This window comes from Hamadaea sp. NPDC050747, from assembly GCF_040654195.1.
GTDB lineage: Bacteria > Actinomycetota > Actinomycetes > Mycobacteriales > Micromonosporaceae > Hamadaea.
Window position 1 is genome coordinate 226,787 of the sequence record NZ_JBFAHM010000006.1, and the last position, 13,779, is coordinate 240,565.

Sequence of the window (13,779 nt, forward strand, 5' to 3'; positions counted from 1 at the left end):
GGGTGACGCAATGATCATGCGAGGAGGCTGCGTTCGAGGTCGCTGTGGCGACGCCCCCGCGGTGCGACCCGCAGCGCGCCGAGCCAGCCCTGCCACCGGCCGACGGCCTCCTCGACCGCGGCGATCTTGGCCGCGCCGACGTCTTCGAGGAGCCGGAACACGATCTCGCCGTCCGGGCGCTGCGCCCAGCCGCCGACGATCCGCCCGTCGCTCCACACTGTCGGCCCCACGTTGCCCGTGCGGTCGAACACCGCACCGGAGTGCTCGCCGAGGTACCACTCCCGCGTCGACCAGCCCATCGGCGTCGGGTCGAGCGCGGGCAGCAGCGCGACCCACGGCTCCGGCTCCGGCACCGGATCGGCGTCCTCCGGGAGGAGGAAACCGGGCTGGCCGTCGAGGTCCACCTCGACCGCGCCGATCGCGGCCAGCGCCTTGCGCGCCTGGGTGAGCGTCCAGCCGGCCCACCATTTCAGGTCGGACGCGGGCGCCGGGCCGAACGCGGCCAGCCACCGCCGGGCCAGCTCCGCCCGGGCCTCGTCCTCCCCCACCTCCGGTACGCCGCCCGGCACCCACTTCTCCATGGGTGACCAGGTCCACTGCGTGTTCGTCCACGTGCCCCCGGCGGGACGGCCCCGGGCGATCCGGCCCTCGGCGGCGAGCAGGAACAGAATCCAGGCGGTGATCGTCTGCGTACTCGCGTACGGCTTGCCGGGCGCGATGGTGATCTGCGTACGCAGTCTCGGCTCGTCGACGGACAGCTGCGCCGCCGTCGCCTCGCCGCGTGCGGCCAGCGCCGCCAACGCGGCCTCTTCCAGCTCCGCGAGCCACGTCGCGTCCCCCACGCCCGCCTCGGTCAACAGCTTGACGTACGTCTTGCGGGACTGCGCCGCCACGGCGACTCCGCAGGACCGCTGGATCGCCGGGACGAGGTCGAGCGGGGCGACGAACAGCGTACGCCGCATGCCGTGCAGGCGCAGGAGCGTGCGATCGGCGTACAACACTTGGTCGAGGGCGTCCACGGTGACGCCGGGCCAGCGCGCGAAGACCGACAGATACACCGTCGCCGGATCGGTGGCGTGCAGTACGCCCACCGCCCGCACCGCTTCGTCGATCGACGCCGCCGGGGTGCTGAGCCGATGCCGCCGGGCCAGTCGTGCTCGCCGCTCGGCGACGGTGATCGTCCGCATGCCCCGTTGATACCAGACCCCACCGACACCGCCCCCGATGCACGCCACGCGTTGATCACGTCGCCCGGGCATTGATCATGGAGTTTCAGCCACGACACACCGGTCGATCACGCCCGTTAGCTCATGATCGCGCGGAAAGGCGGGGGCGAAAGCGGCGGAAAAGGGTATGCAGAGGGTATGGCGAAGGAAGAGAGGTCCGCCGCGCTCGACCGCCTGCTCGACAGCGCGTACCGCGACGGCGGCAAGAAGAGCACGACCGAGCTGCGTTCCGAGGCCGAACGGGAGAAGGCGCCGTCCGGGCTGCTGGCCCGGCTCGACCTGGTGCCGGAGGGCGAGTACACCCGGGAGGGCCTGCTCAAGGCGTTGCCGGAGGAGGACGCCGACCTGTGGCGGGATCCGGAGTCGTTGCCGCTCTCCGAGCTGGACCGGGCTTTGGCGACATACTCTTCGGACGGTCAGGCCGACGACGTGACCGGCGAGGACGCCGGGGCCGAGGAGGAGTTCGGCGAGCAGCCCTGGGCGTTGCAGGATCACGAGAAGGGCGATCCCGATCCGAATTCGGTCGAGGGCCGGCGGTTGCGTCCGTCGCCGGAGGGCCGCACCGGTCCAGGCTGATCGGGCGCATACCCTCGAACGCGTGCGCACAGCGTTCGAACAGGCTTGGGCGGCGCTCGGCGGCGGGTCCGCGCCCGTGTACACCGTCGGCGATCAGCCGGTGCTGGCCGCCGCGCTGCCCGTCGCCGACCTCGCGTTGGCGACGGTGGCCGCGTGCGCCTGCGCGGCCGCGGAGCTGATGCGTGCCCGTGGAACCCGCGCACCCGAGGCGAACATCGACGCCGCCCGGGTGGCGACCGCGTTCACCAGCGAACGGCACCTGCGCCGCGCCGGGCAGTCCTTCGGGACGTTCGCGCCCGAGTCGGCGTTCTTCCGGGCCGCCGACGGCTGGGTGCGTACTCACGCGAACTACCCGCATCATCGCGAACGACTCCACCACGTCCTCGGCTCCGACATCGCGGCGGCCGTCGCCGAACGGCCCGCGCGCGAGGTGGAGGAGCAGGTGCTGGCCGCGGGCGGCTTGGCGGTCGCCGTGCGTACCGCCGAAGACTGGGCGGCGTCCGCGCCCGGTCAGGCCGTCGCCCGCTTGCCGCTGATCGGGTGGCACGCCGACCCAGGGATACGCCGAAAGCAGCGTCCCGCGCTCACCGGTGATCGGCCGGCCGCCGGATACCGAGTGCTGGACCTGACGCGGGTGATCGCCGGCCCGGTCGCCACGCGTACGCTCGCCTTCCTGGGCGCCGACGTCCTCCGGATCGATCCGCCCCAGCTGCCGGAGCTGGAAGGACAGTGGCTGGACACCGGAATCGGCAAACGTTCCATACAGCTCGACCTGGCTCGTCCTACGGATCACGCCGCCTTCGAGGAGCTGCTGGCAGACACCGACGTGGTGGTGACCGGCTACCGGCCGGGCGCGCTGGACCGGTTCGGCCTGTCCCCCGCCGCCCTGCTCGACCGGCGGCCCGGCCTGGTCGTCGCACGGCTGTCGGCCTGGGGCGCCGAAGGACCCTGGTCCGGCCGACGTGGCTTCGACAGCCTGGTGCAGGCGGCCACCGGCATCGCGCTCATCGAGGGCACGGTGGACAGACCCGGCGTACTGCCGGCACAGGCGCTCGATCATGGCACCGGCTACCTCCTCGCAGCGGCCGTGCTGCGCGCGTTGGCCGAACAGGTCGCCACTGGCGCTGGTCACGTCGCCGAGCTCTGCCTTGCGCGTACCGGTAAATGGCTCTTGGAACTTCCGCCGCGCGAACAGCTGGCGGGCCGCGAGCCGGAACCGACGCTGACCACGGTGGGTGACCTGACCGTGGCCCAGCCCGCCTTCGGTTCCGGCTCGTGGCCCGAGGTGCGCTAGCCCTGATACTGCGCGACGATCTTCGTGAAGTCGTAGGGCTGTTGGGAGATCCCGCTGCAGGCGTCGGCGTCGGTGCCCGAGCCGCAAGCGCGGTCCCTATTGATCGACCAGTACGCGAAGCGCCCGAGATGCCTGCTCTTGGCGTAGGTGAGCATCTGCTGGAAGTCCGCGACCGTGACGGTCTCGCCGGCCTCGTCGGTCTTGCCGTTCATCGATGAGAACCCGACGTGCGAGTACGCGACCGCGTCCGAATACCCGTACGCGTTCTTGACCGCGTTCTTGAGCCCGTCGGTGGCGGCGATGGTGGCGTCGCCCATGTCGCCGGAGAAGCCGCCGTAGTCGAAGGGCATGATCGCCCACACGTCGTTGGCGAGCCCGGAGTTCGCACCCCGCGCGATCATGTCGAGGCCGGTGCTGTCGGGGCCGGTCGGCGTGGTGCCGAAGGTGATGATCGTCTTGACGCCCGGATTGTTGGTCTTGACGATCTTCAGGGCGTCGACGACCCGCTGCCGGACGGTGGCACTCGACCACTCCGTGGCCTCGATGTCGATGTCGATCGCCTTCAGCCCGTACGCGTTGATCACCTTCTGGTACGCCCCGGCCAGCGACGAGGCGCTCGTGCACTTCTCGCCGAGCTTGTTGCCGGACCAGCCGCCGATGGACACCATGACGTCGCCGCCGTTGGCCCGGATGCGGTTGATCTGGGTCTGGTCGTTGCCGCCGGTCAGCGGGCGGCTGCCGTCCCAGGCCGGGTTGCAGGTGCCGTCGGAGAGGATGAACGCGAGGGTGAACCACTTGATCCCGGTGGTGTTCATGACCGTGACCGGGTCCTGCGGGCTGCCCCAACCGAGATACTCGTACGGCGCGGCGGCCATCGGGTTCGCCGGAGGCGTCGTCCCTCCACTGGAGACGGTGATCTTGTCCAGGTTGGGGCCGCCGTTGATCGTCGTCGCGGTCGCGCGTACGGTGTTGGCCCCGGCGTTCAGGGTCACGGCTTGCGGGACGTCGGCCCAGGTGTCCCAGTTCGCCGTGGACGCGAAGGCCAGCGAGCTGTTGACGTTCGCTCCGTTGACCACCACCGACAGCGGCCGCGAGGCCGTGGTGCCGTTGGACGCCCGGAAGGTCAGCGTGTACGCCCCCGCGTTGGCCACCGTCACCGAGCACTCCACGAAGGATCCGGTCGCGTTGTCGTAGTTCACGAACCCGGTGCCGGTGAACCCGGTGTGGTTCGCCTCCACGACGCCTTGGGAGATCGTGCAGTCCTCGGCCTGGTAGACGTCGCTGACCGGGGTGGCGGCGGCCTCGAAGTCCAGGTAGTCGATGTTCGCGTCGCCGTTGGCGGTGGTCGCCGCCAGCTGGATCGTGTTCGACCCGGCGACGACGGGCACGGTCACCGTCTTGGTGACCCACGTCGTCCATGCCCCGGTCCCCGGGAAGGACACGGTGGACCCCGCCGTCACGCCGTTGACGACGACGTTCGCCGGGCGGTCGGTGGTCGTGCCGTTGGCGTACCGGATTCCGAGAGTGGCAGTGCCCGCCGTGGCCGCGGTGACGGTCCAGGTCACCGAGCCACCGACGGCGTTCGTGGTGTTGCAGAACCCGGTTCCGGAGAACCCGGCCCAGTTGGCGTCGATCGTGCCGTCGCAGACGCCGTTTTCCGCCTCGTACCGGGTCGGGGCGGCTGTCGCGTCCGGCGCCCAGATCGCGGTGACCAGCAGCGCGGAGGCGAGGACGGCCGCCCGCCCGAGGGCGTGTCTCTTCATGCGCTTCCCTTCTGCTTTCTGTTAGGTAATCTGACTAACCGTCGCATCACGATAGAGCAGTCCGTCGATATCGGGAAGAGGTGGTGGTCGAAAGACCGGAATAGAGGGATGAATCGTTGACGCGCCCTTAACACCGTGGATATCTTCACGTGAACCACGGACGCCTGAGCAACATCTGTCTACATACGTGAACTCGATCCCGTGCCCCGAACACCTTCCCTCAAGGAGTGACCGTGAAGAGACTCCGGTACGCCGCCGCGCTCCTCGCCGTGGCCACCGCGTTGTCGGCCACCGCGTGCGGCGGCGACGACGGCACGAAGCAGAACGCCAAGGGAGAGCTGGAGATCTGGATCCGGCAGGCGGCCGGTTCCGACTCGGCGAAGACGGCCGAGCGCCTGGCCCAGGCGTTCACCCAGTCGAGCGGCATCCCCACGAAGGTCGTGGCGATCTTCGACGACTTCGAGACCAAGCTGCAGCAGCAGGGCGCCCAGCACAAGCTGCCCGACATCGTCATCAACGACACCGCCCAGCTCGGCAACATGCAGTCGCAGGGCTGGCTGCGGCAGGTGGACAAGTCCACCTTCGCCGGAGCCGACAAGATCTCCGAGCGGGCCTGGAAAGCAGCGGTCGCGACGGACGGCAAGTACTACGGCGTACCGTTCTCCGCCCAGGCCTTCCTGCTGCTGGTCCGCGCGGACTGGCGGAAGAAGCTGAACCTGCCCGAGCCCAAGACCTGGGCCGACCTGGCCGCCCTCGGCGCGGCCTTCACGAAGAACGACCCGGACGGCAACGGCAAGGCCGACACCGCCGGGTTCGACATCCCGGGAACCACCCAGCGCGGCTACATGTCCTGGTACGCCTCCTCCTACATCTGGGGCAACGGCGGCGACTTCCTGGAGCCGGCGGGAACCGGCAAATGGAAGCCGGCAATCGACAACGCCAAATCGGTCGAGGCGGTCAAATGGCTGCAGGACCGGTTCTGCGTGGACAAGTCGGTGAACCCCGGCGCGGTGAACGTCAACACCACCACCGCGCACGAGGTCTTCGAGAAGAACCAGGCGGGCATCTACCTCGTCGGCCCGTACGTGCTGGCCCGGTTCGTGAAGAGCCTGGGCAGCGACAAGGTCGAGGCGATCGCGCTGCCGGCCGGGCCCTCCGGCGGCCCCGGCGCGCTGGCCGAGGGCGAGAACGTCTATCTGATGGCCGGCTCGGACAACGAGGCCGGACAGCAGAAGTTCGCCGAGTTCGCCACGTCGGTGGAGGGGCAGAAGGTCGGGATGAACGCCGACAACCCGGGGGCGATCGTCCGGCTGCCGGTGAACACCAGCGTCGACATGGCCTCGGTCCGGCAGGATCCCCGGTGGCTGACCTTCAAGAAGGTCTACGACGACGCCGGCGTCTACAGCCCGCCGGTGCCGAACTGGGCGCCGTTCCGGCAGACCGCGGCCGACGCCATCAACGCGGTGATGGCCGACTGCGGCGCCGACGTTCAGGCGGCGATGGGCAAACTGGCCGGCCAGCTCGGAGACCTGCTGGCGAAGCAGAACGCGCGGGCCTGATGGCACTTCGAACCGTGGAGTCCCGCCGCACCGGCGGAACCACCGAGCTACCCCGCACGATCTCGGAGCGCCGCCGTTCGCGGCGGCGCTCCCCCGTCGTGCCGTGGCTGTTCCTGGCCCCGGCCTTGATCCTGCTGTTCTACTTCAAGTACCTGCCGATGGCCGACGGCCTGCGGATGAGCTTCTACGAGGTCCGGGGGTACCTCGGCGATCAGTGGGCCGGCGGCCGGAACTATCAGGAGATCGTCACCGACGACCAGTTCACCGCCGCGCTCTGGCACAGCGTCGTGCTGGCGATCGGGACGACCGTCGGCTCGATGGTCCTCGGGCTGCTCCTGGCGCTGTTGCTGGAGGGCAGCTCGCGCGTCCTGTGGTTCGTCCGGACGGCGGCCTTCCTGCCCGTGGTCACCACGATCGCGGTCGTCGCCGAGGTGTGGCGGATCCTCTACCACCCCGCGGCGAACGGTCCGCTCAACACGATCCTGGGCTGGTTCGCCGTCTCGCCGCAGCCGTTCCTGGCCGACGAGCACAGTTCCCTGCTGTCCATCATGGCGGTGGGGATCTGGCGGGGCGCGCCGTACGACATGATGATCTTCCTGGCCGGGTTGGCCGGGGTCGACCGCACCCTCTACGAGTCGTCCGCAGTGGACGGTGCGGGCACCTGGCGCCGGTTCCGCCACGTGACGCTGCCCGCGCTGCGCCCGGTCCTCGTCATCCTGGTCACCCTCGCGGCGATCCGCGGCATCCGGGTGTTCACCGAGGTCTTCCTGCTCACCAACGGCGCACCCAACGGCTCGACCGAGGTGCTGATGACCCTCATCTACAAGCTCGGCCTCCAGCAGGGCGAACTCGGCATCGCGGCCTCCGGGTCGATCGTGCTGTTCGCGGCCACTGTCGTGCTCACGGTCGCAGTGCGCCTACTGCGCAGACGGGAGGTCTAGATGAGCGCCGAACGCTTCGACACCGTCCTCGGGCTCGCGTACCGGCGTGGGTTCGCGGCTCGGATCGGCGTCGTCCTGTTGTACGCACTCCTGGTGATCGTCTTCGCCGGACCGTTGGTGGCGCTGATGATCGGCGCGTTCTCCAAGGTCGTCGACCCGACTGGGTTCTCCTTGATCCCCGAGGGCGGCTTCACCCTCCGCAACTTCGTGGCCGCCGCCGACCGCGACGTCTACCACTACCTGGTCAACTCGTTCGTGGTGGTGGGCTTCGGGCTGCTGCTGCAGATGCTGGTGAGCGTCTTCGCCGCGTACGCCCTGGCCCGGCACCGGATGCGATTCGCCGCCCTGATCATGCTGGCCATCCTGGCGACGATGATGCTGCCCGAGGAGGTCATCGCGATCCCGCTGTCGGTGGTCCTCGCCGACGTGCCGCCGTTCGACGTCAACCTGATCGGCACGTACGCCGGGATGATCCTGCCGGTCGGCGCCTGGGGCTTCTCGATCCTCGTCATGACGGAGTTCATGAAGGAGGTGCCGGTCGAGCTGGAGGAGGCGGCCCGCATCGACGGAGCCGGCGAGCTGCGTACCTTCTTCTCGATCATCCTGCCGTTGTGCCGGCCGGCGTTGGGCGTCATCGGCGTCTTCGGCTTCACGATGATCTGGGACCAGTACCTGCTGCCGCTCATCGTGGCGACCGAGCCGTCGCAGTACACGCTGCCGATCGCGCTGCGGACGCTGCGGTCGGACGAGGAGGTCGGCATCGGCGTGCTGCTGGCGGCGGCGATGCTCGCGTTGCTGCCCTCGGTGATCGCCTTCCTCGCCTTCCAGCGCCAGTTCGTGAAGGGACTGACGAGCGGAGCGATCAAGGGGTAGGCGGCACACCCGGCTGGGCGGTGGCGTCGCAGCGGACTCGGGCGTGCGCGATGCCCTCCGCGTGCCGCTCCCCCCAGTCGATCAGCTCCCACGCCGCCGGGAGGACTTCTAGGCCGCCGGCAGGACTTCTAGGCCGTCGGGAGGATGAGGAAGCCGGTGTCGCCCACCGGTTCTTCCTCATCCACCGTCACGCTCTTCACCACGGCGTCCTCCGGGCCCCGCTTCGCCCAGCGCAACAGCCGCTCGACGTCGTCGGGCGCGCCCTCGAAGGCGGCCTCGACCGCGCCGTCTCGACGGTTGCGGACCCAGCCGGAGACGTTGTGCGCGAGCGCCTGCCGGCGGCACGTGTCCCGGAAATAGACGCCCTGCACGAGGCCGGCGACGACGACCCGCCTGCGGATGATCTCGCCCATCAGCCGAGATCCACCACGATGGGGGCGTGGTCGGAGGGACCCTTGCCCTTGCGGGCCTCGCGGTCGATGTAGGCCTGGGTCACCCGGTCGGCCAGCGGCTTGGTCGCGTACACGAGGTCGATGCGCATGCCCTTGTCCTGATGGAACATCCCGGCCCGGTAGTCCCAGTAGGTGAACGGATTCGGTCCTTTCATCGGCTTGGGCACGATGTCGTGCAGGCCGAGGTCGAGCAGCTGCCGTAGCGCGTCGCGCTCCGGCGGCGTCACATGGGTCGCGCCGATGAACTGCGCGGGATCCCAGACGTCCGCGTCGGTCGGCGCCACGTTGAAGTCACCGCACACCGCGAGCTCCGCGTGCTGTCCCAGTTCGTCGCCGAGTGCGGACCGCAGCGCCGCCAGCCAGGTCAGCTTGTACGCGTAATGCGGGTCGTCGGGGGTCCGCCCGTTCGGCACGTAGACCGACCACACCCGTACGCCGCCGCAGGTCGCGCCGAGCGCGCGGGCCTCCGGGTCGGGGAAGCCCGGCTCGCCGGGGAAGCCGACCGACACGTCGGCCAGGCCGACCCGCGACAGCACGGCGACCCCGTTCCACCGGCTCAGCCCGTGGGCGGCCGTCTCGTAGCCGAGCTTTTCCACCTCGGCGACCGGGAACTCGGCCGTCTTCGTCTCCTGCAGGCAGACGACGTCGGGGTGGACGGACTCCAGCCACTCGAGCAACCGCGGCAGGCGGGCATTGACCGAATTGACGTTCCAGGTCGCCAGTCGCATGACCCCACCGTAGGCCATAGGGGTGACACCGGGTGCGCGTGGGATGATCGCGTCCATGGCGAAGTTCGCGGTCCTCCTGCGGGGCATCAACGTCGGCGGCAGCAACAAGGTCGCGATGGCCGACCTCCGGACGCTGCTCGAAGGTCTCGGCTTCACGAACGTGAAGACCCTGCTCCAGAGCGGCAACGCCGTCTTCGACGCCCCGAAGGGAACCCCGGAGAAGCTCGCCGGGCAGATCGAGCAGGCCCTCGAGGAGCGCTACGGCCGGGTGATCGGCTGCGTCGTGGTGACCCGGGCCGACCTGGACCGCATCGTGGCCGCCAATCCCCTGGCCGGGATCGCCGACAAGCCCTCCTACCAGCTCGTCACCTTCCTCAACGGCAAGCCCGACGCGAAGCTCTTCGCCGACGACGACACCGCCGCGTACGCCCCGGAGGTGGTGCTGGCCGGCGAGCGGGAGATCCACTCGTGGCACCCCAACGGGCAGGCCAACACCAAGCTCACGCCGGGCTGGTGGAAGAAGCGGCTGCCCGGGCTGGTCGCGACCGCCCGGAACTGGAACACCGTGCTGAAACTGCGCGACCTGCTCGATTAGCCGCGGTCCCGGCTCAGCCGCGCGGGTGGCGGGCGACGAAGTCCGCGATGTACTCGTTCAGCTTCACCGTCGGCTCCCAGCCCAGCGTGGCCGCCTTGCTGGTGTCGGCCCGGCCCCGCGTACGCTCGCCGCGCAGCGCGGGCACCATCTCGATCTCGGCGCCGAACATGCGCGCGACCTCCAGCAGCGGCCACTCCCGCCCGGTGCCGAGCAGGTAGCCGTCACCGGAGCCCTTCTCGGCCGCCAGCACGACACCCCGGACGATGTCGTCCACGTGAGTGAAGTCGCGGGTCTGCGTGCCGGGCTCGACGACGGTCAGCGGCTCGCCCGCGAGGTACTGCCGCTCGAAGATGCCGATGACGGTCGCGTAGCGCCCCTCGGTGATGTGCATCGGCCCGTACGCGTTGTAGAAGTACGTGATCGCGAAGTCCAGCCCGTACCAGGCCGCGAAGTTCTTGATGTACTCGATGTTCTTCGCCTTGGTCCAGGCGTACGGGTTGAGGTTCTCGTCCGCCCCGTCGTTGCCGAACTTCGAGCTGGACCCGGCGTACACCAGCTTCGCGCCGTGCTCGTGGGCGAACTTCACGACCTCCTTGGTCCCGTGGAGGTTGAACTCCCAGGTGAGGTCGATGTCGTCGAAGGACTGCACGATCCGGGAGTACTCACCGAGGTGGAAGACCGTGTCCGGGCCGGACAGACCCTGCTCGGCCCAGATCTTGCGGATGTCGACCGTCGACCCGGTCAGGTAGCGGACCCTCGCGTCGGTGACGTGCTTCTCGACCGACCCCGTGAAGTAGTTGTCCACGGAGATGATCTGGGCGTCCGGGCGCTCGGTCAGCAGGAGCTTGATCAGGTTGCCGCCGACGAACCCGGCTCCGCCGGTCACAAGGATCGTAGAAGTCACCCGACCACCTTAGTGGCGTACACCGTCCACCAGGTAATCGGCCCCGCGACGGCACCGCCGCCTTCCCGAGAGCGCCGTTCGTCACTACCATGGCGTGCTGGCGACAAAGCGGTCAGACGGAGGGTACCGGTGCAAGACGCAGAAGTGATCGCGTTCACGCAAGCTGAGGACAGGCACTGGTGGTACCGCGAACGCCGGGCGATCATCGCCAAGGAGGTTCGGGACCTGCGGCCAGGAAAAGCCGTGGAGATCGGCGCCGGCGGGGGCGGCAACTCGTTGGTGCTCAAGGAGCTCGGCTGGGACGTGCTCGCGACCGAATACACCGAGGCGGGCGTACGCATCGCCAAGGAGCGCGGGCTGAACGCGCTGCAGGCCGACGCCACCCAGCTGCCGCTGGACGACCAGTCGCAGGATCTGTTCGTGGCCTTCGACGTCCTCGAGCACATCGAGCAGGATCGCGAGGCGGCCGCGGAGATCTTCCGCGTTCTCCGGCCCGGTGGCACCGCCCTGATCGCCGTCCCGTGCGACATGGCGCTCTGGTCGGCGTACGACGAGGCCAGCCATCATTTCCGGCGGTACACGCGGGAGACGCTCACCGAGCTGATCTCCGGCGCGGGCCTGACCATCGACTCCCTGCGCAGCTGGAACGTGCTGCTGCGACCGGTGGTCAAGCTGCGGCGCAAGACTGCCGCGGTGGACGACACGGTAGGCGACGTGACGGCGGTGTCCCCGGTGGTGAACCTGGGCCTCGGCGCGATCATCAAGGCGGAACGCTTCCTGCCGGTCGGCTCGCTGCCGGGCGTCTCCCTGATGATGCGCGCCCATCGCCCGGGCTGATCCAGCGGCGGACCGAGATCCGGCGTCGCTACCGCCGGATCTCGAATACGAGGCAGTTCCGGTCGGCGAACCGCAGGTCGGCGACCGCGGCCAGACCGATGATGTCGGCCGGCACCCGGCGATCCACGGCGAGCCACCGGACGCCGTACTCGTCGCGCAGCACGTCGACCGTCTCACCAGTGGGCGCGGTGAAGGCCCGGTCGTTGGCGGCGAGGATCTCCGGACTCCAATAGGGCGCCCGCTGGTAATCCTTCCGCTTGCCCGCCATCTTCATCGCCGAGTCGGTGTAGACCCAGCCCTCGACGAGCACGCGGCGCTCGGCGTACGCCGCCACCCAGAAGCTGCGGCTGTCGCAGGGCGGGCTCGTGACCGGCAAGCAGTGGACGTTCGTCGCGATCAAGTCGTCCGGGGAGGAGTGGTCGCGCAGCCAGCGCATGGCCTCGACGCCACCGCCCGGAATCTGGCCGCCGCGGCGAGGATAGCCCCGGGCGCCGGTTGCCGCCGTCTCCTCGATCGGCTTGGTGTACACGTTCACGATCGTCAACGCGCCGCCGAGCATCACCGCGAGAAGTACGAAGGCCAGTGCCTTCCGCCACCAGCGGGCCGGTTCACCCAGCAGCGCGGCGACCCCGGCGAGAGCGGCTATCACCAGGTACGGCTTGGCCGACGACATGAAATACATCTGGCTGCCGCCGGGCTGGGACGTCAGCATCACGACCACGATCGCCGCCAGCCCCAACCCGAGGCAGAACAGGACCGCGCGGTCCAGCAGCCGGCGCCCCACCACCACGAGGCCCAGTACGCCGGCCCAGACGCCGAGCCACCCGACGGCAAGCCGGAGGGCCATCGCGAGGTAGGACTCATGCAGCCCGCGCAACGCGAACGGCTCGATCCGCATCCCCGCGGAGCCGCCCCGGAACAACAGCAGCATGGCCGCGACGAAGACCGCCGCGGTCAGGCCGGTGGCGATCAGCGCCGTGCGATCGAGCCGCCGGCGGAAGACCAGGCCGACCGCGGCGACGAACGCGCCCGCGGCGAGCAGCATCGGCACGAAGGTCGCCTTCGCCCCGGCGACGCCGGCCGCCAAGAGCACGAACAGCAGCCACTCCCGCTTGGTCGCGGCGCGCGGCAGGATGTCGACCACCAGGTACGCCAACGCGCCGAAGATCATCGCCGCGAAGACCTGGGTCGGGCTGATCCAGAGGTTGACCAGCATCCACCCGCTGTTGACGGTGTTGTACCAGGCCGACCCGAGCAGCGTGAAGAACACCGCGACCGGCCCCGACCACCAGGTCTTGACGACCGCCCGGGCGGTGTACGCCGTCAGCACGACGAATCCTGCCAGCACCGGCATGAGACCCAGCCGGTACAGCAGTGTCTCCAGCTCGACGCCGCTTCCCCAGCTCGCCGCGGCCAGGTGGGCGTGGAAGTACCAGTGATAGTGCAGCGGCTCGTCCACGACATAGGGGATCATCGCCGGGAAGTGGTGCTTGAACTCGGCGGCCAGCGCGAGGTGGAAGACCATGTCCTGATAGGGCTGGCTGTTGCCCGGCCAGCGGAGCCCGTTGCGCCGGAAGAAGTCGATCGCGCTCCAGCAGAAAAGGAGGACGACGAAGGCGGACAGCGCCCAGGACCACCACAGAGGAGCCCGCTCGCCCGATCCGCGCCAGTGACGGCGCAGCCTGGGCACGAGCACGAAAGCCGCCACTACCAGGATCGACGGCACGACTGCGAGCTGCGGTACGCCGGCTGCCCGGGCGGCGACGTAGATGAAGACACTCAGGGGGTAGCCCAGCGCGAGACCGGCGGCGACGTCGAGCGCGATCGGACCGGCCTTGGCCCGCAGAGCCCGCCACAGGAGGAGGCCGGGCAGGGCCACGACCACGACCAGGTAGCCGCCGAACGCGGCCACGTCGGCCAGCGGGACCGAGTACGCCTTCAGCACCGCCACGGCGAACACCGCGGTCAGGGCGGCGGGCAGCCAGCCAGAGACCGGCAGGCGTCGCGCGGATCGCGCCACGCCGGTGATGG

Annotated in this window: 13 protein-coding genes; 7 read left to right on the plus strand and 6 right to left on the minus strand. The window is 69.6% G+C overall.

Going from position 1 to position 13,779, the window contains the following annotated elements:
• Positions 1 to 14: 14 nt before the first annotated feature.
• Positions 15 to 1,187, minus strand: a complete 1,173-nt coding sequence (locus AB0H43_RS15905; RefSeq protein WP_360000074.1) for a winged helix DNA-binding domain-containing protein — start codon at positions 1,185 to 1,187, stop codon at positions 15 to 17.
• A gap of 363 nt (positions 1,188 to 1,550) precedes the next feature.
• Here AB0H43_RS15905 and AB0H43_RS15910 point away from each other — a divergent pair, with 363 nt between their 5' ends.
• Positions 1,551 to 1,802, plus strand: coding sequence for a hypothetical protein (locus AB0H43_RS15910; protein WP_360000360.1), 252 nt, complete (start codon positions 1,551 to 1,553; stop codon positions 1,800 to 1,802).
• A 22-nt stretch (positions 1,803 to 1,824) separates the two neighbouring features.
• Positions 1,825 to 3,096, plus strand: coding sequence for a CoA transferase (locus AB0H43_RS15915; RefSeq protein ID WP_360000075.1), 1,272 nt, complete (start codon positions 1,825 to 1,827; stop codon positions 3,094 to 3,096).
• Here the strand turns inward: AB0H43_RS15915 and AB0H43_RS15920 are convergent.
• A complete protein-coding gene (locus AB0H43_RS15920) occupies positions 3,093 to 4,859 on the minus strand; it encodes a carbohydrate-binding protein (RefSeq protein ID WP_360000076.1) in 1,767 nt (588 codons plus the stop codon). The two genes, AB0H43_RS15915 and AB0H43_RS15920, sit on opposite strands and share 4 nt — an antisense overlap.
• 233 nt (positions 4,860 to 5,092) lie before the next feature.
• On the opposite strand from AB0H43_RS15920, the gene AB0H43_RS15925 reads away from it, so the two are divergent.
• Genes AB0H43_RS15925 through AB0H43_RS15935 form a run of 3 tightly spaced genes read left to right on the plus strand, consistent with a single transcriptional unit; the run spans position 5,093 to position 8,232 of the window.
• A complete protein-coding gene (locus tag AB0H43_RS15925; RefSeq protein WP_360000077.1) occupies positions 5,093 to 6,418 on the plus strand; it encodes a sugar ABC transporter substrate-binding protein in 1,326 nt (441 codons plus the stop codon).
• The gene (locus tag AB0H43_RS15930) at positions 6,418 to 7,359 is read left to right on the plus strand and encodes a sugar ABC transporter permease (protein ID WP_360000078.1); all 942 of its coding nucleotides are present in this window, start codon (positions 6,418 to 6,420) and stop codon (positions 7,357 to 7,359) included. Before AB0H43_RS15925 ends, AB0H43_RS15930 begins: the two co-directional genes overlap by 1 nt.
• Positions 7,360 to 8,232: a carbohydrate ABC transporter permease gene (locus AB0H43_RS15935; RefSeq protein ID WP_360000079.1), complete on the plus strand. Its 873-nt coding sequence runs from the start codon at positions 7,360 to 7,362 to the stop codon at positions 8,230 to 8,232.
• Between the two features lie 128 nt (positions 8,233 to 8,360).
• Here the strand turns inward: AB0H43_RS15935 and AB0H43_RS15940 are convergent, their stop codons facing one another.
• Positions 8,361 to 8,645, minus strand: coding sequence for an acylphosphatase (locus AB0H43_RS15940; RefSeq protein ID WP_360000080.1), 285 nt, complete (start codon positions 8,643 to 8,645; stop codon positions 8,361 to 8,363).
• Positions 8,645 to 9,412, minus strand: a complete 768-nt coding sequence (locus AB0H43_RS15945; protein ID WP_360000081.1) for an exodeoxyribonuclease III — start codon at positions 9,410 to 9,412, stop codon at positions 8,645 to 8,647. The genes AB0H43_RS15940 and AB0H43_RS15945 overlap by 1 nt, the downstream gene beginning before the upstream one ends.
• Before the next feature lie 55 nt (positions 9,413 to 9,467).
• Here AB0H43_RS15945 and AB0H43_RS15950 point away from each other — a divergent pair, with 55 nt between their 5' ends.
• Positions 9,468 to 10,007 (plus strand): DUF1697 domain-containing protein, encoded by a 540-nt coding sequence (locus AB0H43_RS15950; protein ID WP_360000082.1) that lies wholly within the window; start codon positions 9,468 to 9,470, stop codon positions 10,005 to 10,007.
• 13 nt (positions 10,008 to 10,020) lie between these two features.
• Here AB0H43_RS15950 and AB0H43_RS15955 read toward each other — a convergent pair whose 3' ends face one another.
• The gene (locus AB0H43_RS15955; RefSeq protein ID WP_360000083.1) at positions 10,021 to 10,911 is read right to left on the minus strand and encodes an NAD-dependent epimerase/dehydratase family protein; all 891 of its coding nucleotides are present in this window, start codon (positions 10,909 to 10,911) and stop codon (positions 10,021 to 10,023) included.
• Between the two features lie 129 nt (positions 10,912 to 11,040).
• On the opposite strand from AB0H43_RS15955, the gene AB0H43_RS15960 reads away from it, so the two are divergent.
• Positions 11,041 to 11,748 carry a class I SAM-dependent methyltransferase gene (locus AB0H43_RS15960; protein ID WP_360000084.1) on the plus strand — a complete coding sequence of 236 codons (708 nt, stop codon included), beginning with the start codon at positions 11,041 to 11,043 and terminating at the stop codon, positions 11,746 to 11,748.
• A gap of 28 nt (positions 11,749 to 11,776) precedes the next feature.
• Here the strand turns inward: AB0H43_RS15960 and AB0H43_RS15965 are convergent, their stop codons facing one another.
• A complete protein-coding gene (locus tag AB0H43_RS15965; protein ID WP_360000085.1) occupies positions 11,777 to 13,768 on the minus strand; it encodes a hypothetical protein in 1,992 nt (663 codons plus the stop codon).
• Positions 13,769 to 13,779 lie beyond the last annotated feature (11 nt).

Bases quoted from the DNA above. Each gene is read 5' to 3' on its own strand.
- AB0H43_RS15905 (WP_360000074.1), bottom strand. From the start codon at position 1,187: ATGCGGACGATCACCGTCGCCGAGCGGCGAGCACGACTGGCCCGGCGG.
- AB0H43_RS15920 (WP_360000076.1), bottom strand. From the start codon at position 4,859: ATGAAGAGACACGCCCTCGGGCGGGCGGCCGTCCTCGCCTCCGCGCTG.
- AB0H43_RS15930 (WP_360000078.1), top strand. From the start codon at position 6,418: ATGGCACTTCGAACCGTGGAGTCCCGCCGCACCGGCGGAACCACCGAG.
- AB0H43_RS15935 (WP_360000079.1), top strand. From the start codon at position 7,360: ATGAGCGCCGAACGCTTCGACACCGTCCTCGGGCTCGCGTACCGGCGT.
- AB0H43_RS15940 (WP_360000080.1), bottom strand. From the start codon at position 8,645: ATGGGCGAGATCATCCGCAGGCGGGTCGTCGTCGCCGGCCTCGTGCAG.
- AB0H43_RS15945 (WP_360000081.1), bottom strand. From the start codon at position 9,412: ATGCGACTGGCGACCTGGAACGTCAATTCGGTCAATGCCCGCCTGCCG.
- AB0H43_RS15950 (WP_360000082.1), top strand. From the start codon at position 9,468: ATGGCGAAGTTCGCGGTCCTCCTGCGGGGCATCAACGTCGGCGGCAGC.